The sequence below is a fragment of the Methylomonas sp. HW2-6 genome (assembly GCF_052474525.1).
The window spans coordinates 22775-34948 of record NZ_CP184122.1; the positions used below are offsets into that span (position 1 = coordinate 22775).

The 12174-nt window shown below is 54.4% G+C and carries 9 protein-coding genes; 3 read left to right on the forward strand and 6 right to left on the reverse strand.

The window, feature by feature from the left end; all coding sequences use genetic code 11:
* Positions 1–35: 35 nt before the first annotated feature.
* The 6 genes from ACH518_RS00110 to ACH518_RS00135 form a co-directional block, all read right to left on the reverse strand.
* Entirely contained in the window at positions 36–647 is a 612-nt protein-coding gene (locus ACH518_RS00110; protein WP_445370052.1) for a hypothetical protein, read from the reverse strand.
* The gene (gene xrtM / locus ACH518_RS00115; protein WP_445370053.1) at positions 634–1113 is read right to left on the reverse strand and encodes an exosortase family protein XrtM; all 480 of its coding nucleotides are present in this window, start codon (positions 1111–1113) and stop codon (positions 634–636) included. Before xrtM ends, ACH518_RS00110 begins: the two co-directional genes overlap by 14 nt.
* Positions 1114–1325: 212 nt before the next feature.
* Positions 1326–1883, reverse strand: a complete 558-nt coding sequence (locus ACH518_RS00120; RefSeq protein WP_445370054.1) for a hypothetical protein — start codon at positions 1881–1883, stop codon at positions 1326–1328.
* A complete protein-coding gene (locus ACH518_RS00125; RefSeq protein ID WP_445370055.1) occupies positions 1880–7597 on the reverse strand; it encodes an RHS repeat-associated core domain-containing protein in 5718 nt (1905 codons plus the stop codon). Before ACH518_RS00125 ends, ACH518_RS00120 begins: the two co-directional genes overlap by 4 nt.
* A 4-nt stretch (positions 7598–7601) precedes the next feature.
* Positions 7602–8057: a hypothetical protein gene (locus tag ACH518_RS00130; protein ID WP_445370056.1), complete on the reverse strand. Its 456-nt coding sequence runs from the start codon at positions 8055–8057 to the stop codon at positions 7602–7604.
* 826 nt (positions 8058–8883) lie between these two features.
* The gene (locus ACH518_RS00135; protein WP_445370057.1) at positions 8884–9789 is read right to left on the reverse strand and encodes a DNA-binding protein; all 906 of its coding nucleotides are present in this window, start codon (positions 9787–9789) and stop codon (positions 8884–8886) included.
* 338 nt (positions 9790–10127) lie between these two features.
* On the opposite strand from ACH518_RS00135, the gene ACH518_RS00140 reads away from it, so the two are divergent.
* The 3 genes from ACH518_RS00140 to bet all read left to right on the forward strand — a co-directional run bounded on the left by ACH518_RS00140 (position 10128) and on the right by bet (position 12127).
* The gene (locus ACH518_RS00140; protein ID WP_445370058.1) at positions 10128–10376 is read left to right on the forward strand and encodes an AbrB/MazE/SpoVT family DNA-binding domain-containing protein; all 249 of its coding nucleotides are present in this window, start codon (positions 10128–10130) and stop codon (positions 10374–10376) included.
* Positions 10376–10714, forward strand: a complete 339-nt coding sequence (gene mazF / locus ACH518_RS00145) for an endoribonuclease MazF (RefSeq protein ID WP_064023820.1) — start codon at positions 10376–10378, stop codon at positions 10712–10714. The genes ACH518_RS00140 and mazF overlap by 1 nt, the downstream gene beginning before the upstream one ends.
* A 393-nt stretch (positions 10715–11107) precedes the next feature.
* Positions 11108–12127, forward strand: coding sequence for a phage recombination protein Bet (gene bet / locus ACH518_RS00150; RefSeq protein ID WP_445370059.1), 1020 nt, complete (start codon positions 11108–11110; stop codon positions 12125–12127).
* Positions 12128–12174 lie beyond the last annotated feature (47 nt).

Here is a 12174-nt window from a genome sequence, read left to right on the forward strand (position 1 = left end):
CAAGATCAATTTCATAGAAAGCGGACGTTCGTTGATCAAGCTCGAAGAATGGCTCGTTGTAACGTAATACACAGCCAAGCGGTTGCAATCGCCAGTAACCAGCGGCCGCCCATTTCGCAAAACACCATCCAATCCACGAACCAGGGTACCTGGCGGGGGTTGATGCCCGATTCGGCAATGTCTTGAAACGATATTTCCAATTTGCCTAATAGCTGTGCCGGTAAAGTCGCCATGATGACCAAAACCGCTGTCAACAAACCCAATCCGATCAACACTAATCGTTGCCGCCAGTGTTGCACCGGCCACACCAGCAGAATCGAACCTTCGATCACCAGCGGCACAAAGCCGTGCAACAAATGAGCGGATGACTTCAACACATTGCTGGGCGGAATGAAATGGCTGGCGTTCAAATAAACAGGCCGCAACACCCAGGCCGACAATTCAATCGAATAATCCAGTTGGGATTGCGCCGATTTCACCAGCTTTAAGCCAGGGGATAAGTCCGGCGCCATCGAGATCATGATGGCCTTCAGCAGCGGAAACAACCCTGTTATCAGTCCTTCCCCGAAATACAAAACCAAGCCGGACAACACCAGCCAGGCGAGCAAGCCTTTCAGGGTCAGGAAAAGCAACTCACGCCGGCTCATGGCTTTGACTTGTAGAGCCGAACGTCCACCAAGCAAAATAGAAACAGCCCAAAACCACCATCAATGTCGGCGCCACATAGGTATGAATCAGCTGAAACCAACCGGGTTGGTAGGCGATGACAAAATACAATAGGCAAATGCGCGAGAGATTGAGGGCATAGATCAGGCAGATACCCAGCAGCAGACCCAGCACCTTCCGTTTCAATCCGGACGGAAAAACCAGCACGGCGGACACTACCAAAAACAACACCCCGGCACCGTCGCAGCCGCGCACGATTTCTAGATCGGCCTTGGCCGAAAGCAGATGATTTTGCTTGGCCAGTACATGCTCCAACGGAGCTAGCCAATTGACCAGATCGGCGCAAATGGCCACCACGCCATGGTAGTAGATGACATTGGCAAGCAGATCGACCGGAATCTTGAAGTAGCTGTAGTCAAGCAATACGTAGCAGCCTACGAATAGCATGAATTGTAGCCATTCACGGTACCCATTTGAGTGAAGTCGTTTAGGACTATTATCAACTGCCGGCTTGGTTTTTGATAGTTGAGGCAATATGTTCTCTATGTACGTTGGTAAAATCGTGGTTTGCCCTGATTCACGATTGATGCGGTTCGTTCCACCGCATACTACCGCGCTGCCGTCGGACTTGTTAATAACACGCCTCCGATTAAGCTTCGCTAATCGGAGCTACGCGGACTCGCCTCCAGTGCTTGCGAGTTGAATAGAGATTTGCAAAATTTCTTCAGATCATCTTTCTGGCTTCGAGAAATTAACTTAATTAACTTTAAAATCATAACTCCAAATGCAAGGAGTAAAGCTGTGCCTCCTAGCGTGATACCAACATTTAAAAGTGAATTTTTCAGCTCTGATGACGACGGGAATGTAATCAATAAATAGACCGCATTCACCGCAAAGATAATCAGACTTACAAATACCAAACAAAACCAAATTAAGAAAAAGTATTTTGGATACCATGCCATAATAATTCGGCCTGTGACTACTGTTTCTATGCCAGATTTCTGTATAGCTCCTTTAAAATAGTAGAGTGGCGGCCAACCAAAAAATGTCGTTAACTTCTTGATAAAAGTAGCTTTTATAGCTGTGTTATTTATATCTATTCTATAACCAGACTCTGAAAAAATCGAGGTACCCTTTTGAATGTCTTTATTCAAAAAAAACTGTAAATCCTCCTCCCCGAGAATAACTTCCAAAAGATGCTTAATGGTAATTTTCATTTTCTCACCGAATTCGACGCAGATAAACCGCCTCCTAAGCTCCAACTTCCACCAATCGACCCGGCACCACCTATGTTATAACCAAGTCCAATATCAAGTGATCCGCCGCTAAATTCATTTTTCTCATTTAAATTTACCGTTGCACCAACCATTCCCCAGTGCGCGCTAATGTCGGCTCCGCGGCCGGACAAATCAGAAATACTACCTGCTTGTAAACCAAGATTGATGGCGCCGCGTCCAATCCCGTAATCCTCACCTCCTGCTTGACCATTCCAATATAGTCCAAGATCAGGAGCGAATTTACCAGCAGAATTAGTAAGCTGAATTGCGATACCCGCACCAGCACCTTGCCCAATAAAATTTGGAATTAGGTACCCGGTCCAACCAGGAATCCTCAAAGTAGCACCAACAGTAGCTGTCAATAACCCACTCGGATCAACCGCCATAATCGGATTCCCCCCGACGTAGGCATACAGGTTGAGTCCGCCGTTGTGGCCAATCGGGTCTTCGCTAATGAAGCGTCCAAGGTTGGCATCGTAATACCGGGCCCGCATGTAGTAAAGGTTATTGCCCTCGGCCATGATGCCCACCTGCCCAGCGTATTGGAAAGGCTGTTGGATGACTTCGGTCTTGGCCATCAGCTTGCCGTAAGGATCGTAGGCGTAGGTATTGGCTGTCTGCTGGCTTTGGTTGGTCATGGCGACGGTGTGGCCGGTGCCGTCGAAGTGGTAGACATAAAGCTGGCTGCTGGCGGCATCGACCATCGCCGTTAGGCCTTTGCCGTAGATGTAATATCTTGTGATGACATTGCTGGCGTTGGCTTCGGCCAGCAGGTTGCCGGCGGCATCGTAGATGTACTTGGTGACTTGGCCGCCTCTGGTGGCCTTGATGCGGTTACCGATGCCGTCGTAGACGTAGCTTTGGTTGCCCTGGCCGATCAGGCGGTGGGCGTAGTCGTAGGCATAGGTGCTGCTGCCTTGGGTCTTGAGCTGGCCTTCGAAGTCGTAGGTTAGCGCGGTGCTGTTTTGCTGGGTCAGCCGGTTTTTGGTTGTGTTGTACGTGTAACTTTGGCTGTTGTTGATTAGGCTTTCCGGCAGTTTGGCTTCGGTAACGACGGCTTGGGTGCGGTTGCCGTTGGCGTCCAGGATGTAGGCGTAGCTGGACAGGGTGGCGTTGCCGTTGGTTTGGTGCGTCAGACTGGTCAGCCTATCGGCGTTGTCATAGCCGTATTGAGTTTGGCTGGCGTTGAAGCGGTTGGCCTGGGTCAGCCGGCCGGCGGCGTCGTAGCTGTAGCTTTCGGTTTTGTTCAGCCAGTTGATGGTGACGCTTTGTAGTCGGTTGAGGGCGTCGTAGCCGTAGCCGACGGTCTTGTTGCCGGGATAGGTGAGTTGGGTCAGGTTGCCGGCGGCGTCGTATTGGTATTGGACGTTAAAGCCGTTCGAGTCGGTGTGGCCGGTCAGTCTGCCGGCGGCATCGTAGCTGTTGCTGGTGCTGCCGGTGGGATCGGTCATCGTGGTCAACCGATCCAGGTTGTTATAGTCGAAGTTGACCGTGCTGTTGCCGGGGTAGACGATCTGGTTGAGTTTGCCGCTGGCGGTGTAGCTGCTGCTGACGGTGTGGGCGTTGCGGTCGGTGTGACTGATCAGCCGGCCGGCGTTGTCGTAGGTCGAGCTGTTAAGTTTGCCCAGGGGATCGGTGCGGGTCAGTAGCAAGCCGCGCTTGTCGTAGCTGAATTGGGTCACGGCCCCGGCTTGGTCGGTCAGGCTAGTCAGGCGGCCGATGCCGTCGTATTGGGTAAGGACTGACGGATGGGCGGCAGTTTTGGCAGTGGCCGGGTGGCCATTGGCGTCGTAGGTGTATTGGGTGGTGGTGTTACGCGCGTCGGTTTGGCTTTGGACCAGACCGGCGACGGTGTAGGCCGTGGCGGTTTGCTGGTTCAGGGCATTGCGGGCGGCCACCGGGTGGTGTTCGGCGTCGTAGTCGATCTGGCTGGCGTGGTTCAGCGCGTCGCTGACTTGGGTCAAGCGCAGTTGGGCGTCGTAGCTGAACGTGGTGGCCTGATTCAGGGCGTTGAGGCTTTGCGTGGGGTTGTGGTTAGCGTCGTAGCTGATTTGGGTCGCGTGGCCCAAAGCATCGGTGGTTTGGATAACATGGCCCTGGCCGTCGTATTGGGTTTGGCTTTTTTGGCCCAGGGCATTTTCCACCGCCACGGTGCGACCGGTAGTGTCGTAATAATAGGTGGTGCGGTGGCCGGCCGGGTCTTCATCGGATGACGACAGGCCGGTGTAATGCAGTTTGTACAAGGCGCTGCCGGTTTCGCGGGGCGCGGTTTGCTGGGTCACCCGGTTGTGATCGTCGTAGGCGTTGCTGACGATGACGGCGTTGACCGGATCGGTGACCGTGAGGATTTGGTGGCTGGCGTCGTAGCCGTATTGCCAGAGTTTGTTCTCCGGGTCGCGGAATTGGGTTAGGTCGTTGCCGGTGTAGCTGTAGGTCACGGCCCGGCCCTGGTTGTCGGCCACCTGAGTGAGTTTGCCGGCGGTGTAGCTCAGGGTCAGGGTGCGGTTGTAGGCATCCTTGACCTGCGTCAGCAGGTCGCCGGTGTAGGTAAAGCTTAAGGCATTGCCGTCGATGTCGGTCAGGCTTTGGATGCGGCGGTTGGCGTCGAAGGCCAACACCGTGCCGAAGCGTTCGCTCAGTTTGTAGGTGCCGTTGGCGTTTTTGATCAGTTGGGTGGTGACGCCAGGTGGGGCGACGAAGCTGCCGTCGGGCAGTTGCCGGTAGCTCAAGCTGCGGTCGCCCAGTTGCACGCTGACCGATTTATCCTGTAACTGGTCGGTGGCCCATTGTGCCACCAGTGCGCCGACCACCCAGTCTTTCAGGGCCGACTGGGTCGGCGACATCAGGTCGCGACTGACATAAGCCGCGACGATCAACGCGGCGGCATCCTGCGGACTGCGCAATCCCAGCGCGGTTTTGACGTCGCTGTGCTGGTTCAAGCGAATGTGGTAGCCGTGATTCCAGCCCTTACCCAAGCCGGCCGAGTCCTGATTGACCTGCTGGCTGTTGTAGCTGCGAGCGAAGCTCAAGCCGCGCGGGCCGCTACCGCCCAAACTCAGATCGACGGCCTGATTTAGGTAGGCGCCGCTGCCCAGATCGACCGGGTCGGCGCCCTTGGGGGTGGCGACGTTGCCGGCGGGCAGTTGTAGCGGCGTGTAATAGCTTTGCGCCACAGGCGTATTCACCGCGCCAAGGAAAGAGCCATAGCCGCCGTTCAGGCCGCCGCCGATGATCATGCCTTGGCTGCGTTGGTTGCCGTTGACCCGGTAGTCTATGTAACCATTGCCGTGCCAGCTGTTGAGAGTGACTTGGCCGTTTTGCGGCAAGATCAGCGTGGCGCCGGCGTTGATCCGCGCCAGTAATTGCGTGTAGTCGTCATTACCTGGATTGTTGGACGAGTAACCGCTTAACTGTCCCCAGACACTGGCAAAATTGCCGCTGTTAGCCGAAAAGAACTTTTGGCCGCTTTGATTGTTGAGGTGGAAAACTTTGACGGTGGACATCGCCGGCTGGCTGGCGCCTTGCAGTTGCTCCAGGACCGCGTGTTCCATGGCACTGGCGATCAAGCCCGAACTCTGGAAGGTGCCTTCGCCGGCAGTCGCGCTCTGCGGTAGCGTGGACACGAACTGGGCTCTGACATCGACGAAATAACCGTCTTCCTGACCGACGATACCGAAGCGGTGATGGCGGATGGCGCGGTTATCGCTCAAGGTGTTCAGCAGATCGTCGGCCAGTTGAGTTTGTTGCATCCAACTTTGGCCGAAGATGTTCAAGGTTTCGCTGACCACTTCGCGGGAGGTGTTGGCCGCGCCTTGCCCGGTCAGTTGGTCCAGATAGCGTTGGCGGTCGCTCAATAGGCTGCTGTCGTGGTCGCCGCCAAAGGCCGAGGCCAGTACGTAGGAGCCGGTGCGCTTGAGCGTGAAGGTAGCGCATTGGTCGCCGTATTTGGCGCCGGTAAAGCAGGGATTGCTGGCCGAGGCGCTGTAGGGATGGTCTATGCTCAAGGTGAGGCTTGTCAAATTACCGGAGGGAGTGCCTTCCGATAGCAACAGGGTATCGTCCAGATAGAGTTGGGCCACCGGCGTGCTTTGCACCGCGCCGGTCAAGGCCACGGTTTGGGTGCCGATGGTGCTGCCCTGGTAGCTGAACGTGAGGGTCAAGGTAGCGTTTTTACGCCCGGCCGTCTGGCCGATGCCGGTGAATTTGACTTTTACCGGAACGCTGCCGTTATTAGCGGGGATGTTCTGGGTGCCGCTGCCGGACACGAATTGAAACGCGCTGGCATTCGTTCCGCTGATCGTGCTGGTGACCTGGATCACGACACTGTTGGGGTTGCCGGGATTCCAGGTAAAGGTCGGGCCATCCTGGCCGGGACTAACGGTGCCGAAATCCACAGCTCCAGCCGGCGGCGGATCGATAGGCGTACTGTCTCCGACATAACTGATGCTGAGTTTTTTGCCGGCAATTTGTGGAATATTCAACGTAGTGTCGATCGCGCCGTGTTGCAGACGCACGGTATGAATGTAACCGGCGGGAATTTCGGCCCAGGCGGTTTGCGTCGGTGTACCGGCGAACGGCAAGCCAGCCGGCAAACTGCTGCTTTGGTCGGGAACGATGTTCAAGCCGCCGATGATGTCGCGAACAAAGGCGTTGGGGTAATTTTGTTTGAGTTGACTAACCAGCTGAGTCGTCAAGTCGTTCAGTTCGGCATTCAGGTTGGCGGTATTCAGGCTTTGGATCGAATCGGTACCCAGAAAGCCGCCGGCCGCACTCAACAAAGCAGTTTTGTCGTAACCCATCGCGGTAGCCAGATTGATGCCGGTCTGTTTGTTGCTGGGTTTAAAAGCGGGGTCCAGCGCCACGTTGGCGCTGTTGATGTTGGCGACGACCCAAACCCGATCCACAGTCAGGCTGGTACCATTAACGATAGTCGCGGGAATACCGCCCGAGCCAATGATATTGCCGATACGGCTGGCATCAGCATCGGTCCCCAGCCAGTGCGCCATGTCATTATTATTGGCTGCTGAAAGGGGAATGCTCATGCTGCCGTATTGGTAATTCGCGGTGTAACCCGCTGCCCGCAGCAATTCCACCAGCACGGCTGCTTGATCGAAGTCGTTGCCGCTGCGTTCTTTCAAGGTCAGATACGGGCCTTTCAAGGCACCGTAATAGGGGACGTAAGCAAAGTGATTGCGGACGAACTGGTAAATGCGGCGTGGATCGTTTTCCAACGCGGCCGCCAGTTGGCTAAACTCGGTGGCGGCAGGCACCAGCGCGGCGGCGGTCAGGGTTTCCGTTGCAGCCAGGGTTGCCGAGGCTTTGGCTGCGGAAGTAGCCGCTTGCCGGCTTTGCTTCGCGGCTTGCTGGTCGCGTTGTTGAGCCAAGGTTTGTTCGCGTTGCTCGATAACGGTCTGAGCCGCTTCGGGGGATACCGGCTCTACAATCTGGTTGACCCAGCCGGCCGGGGATGCTGGGGTTTGGGCCCGTGTGTGCGGCTCGGCGACGGCCTGCGCCACGGCAGGCAATACCCATTTCGCGGGCCCGGTGTCCGTAGGGGCAGCCCAGACCGACACAACAAAGCCCATCAGGCAGATCAGCAACAGACGTGTCACAATCAGACGCACGGAAGCACCCGAATTCCTTGGCATTTTCATCGCGTTACACTCCTTGTTTTTTAGTTTGTCGAGCCAGTATCAGCCCTAATGCCAAAGCCATGATGACCAAACCCCATTCCGGTACGGCTGGTACCGCTACACTGGTATTGGGAGGCTGTAGCGGATTGGAATTGGCCTGATATTCCGCCAAGTTGGTGATGCCGTCGCCGTCGGCATCCAGTCCGGCATCGCCCGGACTCAGTGGATTGAGTCCGTATTGAATTTCCCATGCATCCGGCATGCCGTCGTTATCGTCATCCGGGTCGGCAAAATTGGCCAGCAAATCGCCATCGGTATCCGGACTATTGCTAACGCCTTGCGTGGCGAAATTCCCGGCCTCATCGTATTGGTAGGCAACCACCGGACCGTCGTTGCGGGTCACAGTCTGTAACCGGTTCAGGTCGTCGTAGCTGTAGTCGATGGTGACGGCGGCTGTTGCAGGCGTGACAAATCCGGACATCAGTCCCAAGCAGAACAACAATCCAGGATTTAGTAGGCGAATATTGCTTTTTGGGCTGTCGCTCAAAACCGACTGGGTCCACAAGGGAGTAACTGAAAGCCTGGGTGGCTGTATTCGCCAAGTGTACGTATTAAGACGCTTCATGGGTTATCCTGTTTTTTGCGATAGTCGGTTTGGGATGCGAGCGGTCTTCGTGTTTGCTGGTGGGCAGTGAAACTACTTTTCCTGAGAAGATGGCTTCGTCTCTTTAGGCAATAACTAGGCCACGGTTCGAGGGAGTCTCCAATTAGCGCCAGAGATCGTGGAGGAATTGCGGCTGCTTTGTATGAGCACCACGCTCTGACCCCATCGAAAAAATCCATGCTGCTTCACAGGCAATTCAGCAACGTTAAGTGTTGCTGTAGCACCAGTGGAAGTTCGGCAACGTCCGGCCTATCTCGAATTTTTTCAATGCTGGACATCCGTGCCTGTTTAACATACCGAGTCACGTGACTTCGGTAAAAAACTACACCATCATTGTGACAAGTGTATTAATGCCCAATACTGTTATCGGTCGAGGCAAGCTCCTAAGCCATTGATGGGGGATTTTTAGCGAAAAATGTAATCGGTAGACACTTGCTTAAAAGCCAAAATAAAAACTCCTTTCATCTAATTGTTTTGGAGTTTGCGCTGAAGTTTCGACTTCGAATCATTTAGGCGAGTGACGGCTTTCGAACAGTTTGCCCGTCCAAACCTAAAACTATAAATTATTCTCTCTGACCGCTTTTGGCCGGTTGGTTGAGATCGTCAACGGCGACTTTTCAGGCCCCCGGTTCAGCGCAATTAACTAATTACCTATAGCTTTCATTAACTGTTCGACCTGTGTTTTCGTGGCCGTTAATTGGCCTGTTAGAAGCGCAACCTGTTCCCGCGCGTTGCCAGCCTCTTTTTTAGCGCGATCTGTTTCAGCTTCGAGCTTAATCAGCTTTTCGCCCGTACGTTGAAGTTCCGCAGCGGCTCTTTGTCGTTCCTCCTTTCGCTGTTCCTCCGCGGTTTCCACTTTGGTCTGCAGTTTGGTCAATTCCGTTTTCAATTGGTCTCGCTCGGCCGCGATAGATTGGGCGGCTTGTTTCTGAGCCGTCACCTGTTGCCGCAGCTTGGCTTGCTCTGCTTCATGCTGTTCGGTTGCTGCCTTCGCGTTCTTCTCGACCGCCTCCAATCGTTCGCGCAAGGTGGCTAGCTCAACCGCCTGTAACTGGTTCGCGGCCTGCGCTTCGGTCAAACGTTTGGTCAACTCCCCCACCCTGACCTTCTCATCCGCCAGCATGGCCTCCAATTCATCGACCGCCTGCGAGGCATCGGCCAGCTCGCGCTCTGATTGGGCTTGCTGTTCGCGCGCCGCTCGCAACACATCAGCTACCCGCCGCTCTTGGGTTTTTACCGCTCTGTCGTTCAGTTCCAGCGCTAACACGTTAATTTTGTCGACCAACCCCTTGGTCAACACCGCCAAGCTTTCGGCCACTTCCAGCGGCAACTCGACGACGGGCTCCGAATTTGTCACCGCTTGAGCGGCATTGTGCCTGTCCCAAACCTCTTTGAGCCGCTTCGGATCGCCGCCGCCGGTTAGCTTGCGTAACGCAAATCCGGTGACATTCCGATTCGCCTTCGTCAACGCCTTGCCGGCTTCGATAATTTGGTCGTCGGTAATATCGGCGGGGCGACCCAAACTGGATTCAAAGTCTTCTGCTTGCATGGCGAACTCCCATTCGGATTCAACTGCGACGGCAGGAGTTTGACATATTAAAAGAAATAAAGAAAGTAAGAAAGTAAGTTAATTCCCACGCTTCACATCTCACGCCATCCTGATTGTCAAATTTGCAATCATTGTCGCCACAGGATTGCAACCCACAAAAAACGTAGCCACAATGTAGCTACCGATTTGAATTTATTTCAGAGGTAACAATGAAAGTTGGGTCGCAAACTGCTCTAGGCACTTTTACGGCAGGCGCCGGCCTCGGGTAAGTCATTTTTGGCGGCGCTATATCGGTCGACAAAGATTTGCATTAAGCGCGTTTAACGGGAGTAAATCTGATGCAAACTGAAATTAAAAAATGGGGTAATAGCGCCGTGATTCGATTGCCGGCGGCGATGCTGGCACAGTTAAAGCTGGAAGTCGGTTCGCCGGTCGAGCTGACAGCGGACGATGCCGGGCTACGGATTGTACCGACCACGGCCAAACCTGTTTTTAAGTTGGAGGAATTGCTGGCTGGCATGACTGCCGATAATCGGCATGATTGCATTGACTGGGGGCCGGATGTTGGCCGAGAAGGTAACAATTAATGGCTGTATCGTACGTACCTGAGCGCGGGGATTTGGTGTGGATTGCGTTCGATCCTCAAGCAGGCCACGAACAAGCGGGGCGCCGCCCCGGCCTGGTCGTTACGCCACGCACTTATAACGTCAAAGCCGGGTTGGCGTTGATTTGCCCTGTAACAAGTCGGGTTAAAGGATATCCGTTTGAGGTACCGTTACCGGACGGCGACCGTGTGAGTGGTGTGATATTGGCGGATCAGATTCGGAGTCTGGATTGGGCGGCGCGTCAGGCCGAAAAGATATCTATGGTGGACGGGGCGGTATTGGCCGAAGTCTTGGCCAAAATCGAGGCTCTTATTCAATAATTCAGCCCGTGGACCAGCTAATACCCTGCATTGTCTTCGGTAAGCCCAATAGTTGCTTGCTCCTGTTAAGGCTTCGGGGATATCGCCAAGTGTTTAACCATTCTACCGATTCTTCGAGCAACATGCTCAGGTACCCAGTCGCCGCTAAAATCCACTTCCACTTCGCAATTTCTTTTGTTATAAAGGCCACTAGTATTTAGCGTTAATCAACGCTGAAGATCCTGCAACAGCAGGCGCTCCGTCTTTAGGCGGCGGGAATCGATGTTCCCGTACTGAGTGCGTCAATCTCAGCTTTCAATCCATGCGTCATTCAAGACGCCTATACCACCCAACGGGGAACGATCCGATTCCCCAATGGGAGTCCGTCGTTCCCTTTTTTTAAGGAGAACGATTATGGCTCAAAGCAATCCCGGCAAACAAAAACCCGATACGCCTACTCGCCCGGCAATGCCGGATGCTGCGAAACAAACCTATGGCCTGACGGAGCAATCCTGGAAAGTGCTGACGGAAGTCACCTTTCCCACAGCCAAAACCGCAGAAGCCATCTTGATGGCTCTGGATTATTGCAAAACCCGAAAACTCGACATCTTCAAAAAACCGGTCCATATCGTCCCGATGTGGAGTACCGCTTTAGGTCGCAATGTCGAAACCGTCTGGCCCTCCATCACGGAAATTCAGACCACCGCGTCCCGAACCGGTGTTTGGGCTGGAATGGACCGTCCCGTGTGGGGCCCGGATGTCACCAAGACCTTTACCGGGCGCCACAAAGACGACAACGACCAATGGCAGGACGTCAATGTCAGCGTAACTTTTCCCGAATGGGTGGCGGTTACCGTGTACCGGATCGTCGGCGGCCAACGTTGCGCCTTTACCGAGGAAGTCTATTGGCTTGAAGCCTACAGCACGGCCGGCGGCAAAAACTCCCAAGTGCCTACCGCGATGTGGATCAAGCGCCCCAAAGGGCAATTGGCCAAATGCGGTAAAGCGGCGTCTTTGCGCGCGGCCTTTCCGGAAGAATGCGGTTATGCCGCCGAGGAAATGGACGGCAAAATCATCGATATCGACGGCTCCGATGTTATCGATATCGATCCGCCGGCCGAACCGACTACTGCGGCACCCGAGCAACAGCCTCAAGCTGAAGCCAAGCCGGAGGTGATCGATGCATCTAAGCTCCATCCAAATTTGATTAAGGCAGTTGAAACCCTGATTAAGCGGACAAAAGATGCAAACGCATGGGCGGCGGCCGAAGAATTCATCACCAACCGATTTACTGGTGTTGACCTGATCTATGCCCGTGCGGAATTGGACAAAGCCAAACCGAAACCCGCGTTAACGCATACCGAAGGCATGACTATGCCGCCGCTATCTACGAAAGACGCCGAGCTTAACAAGGCTCGTCAAGCACTCAGATAAACCGACTTTCGGTTTTTCTCATTTACCCATCCAGGGCGTCATGATTC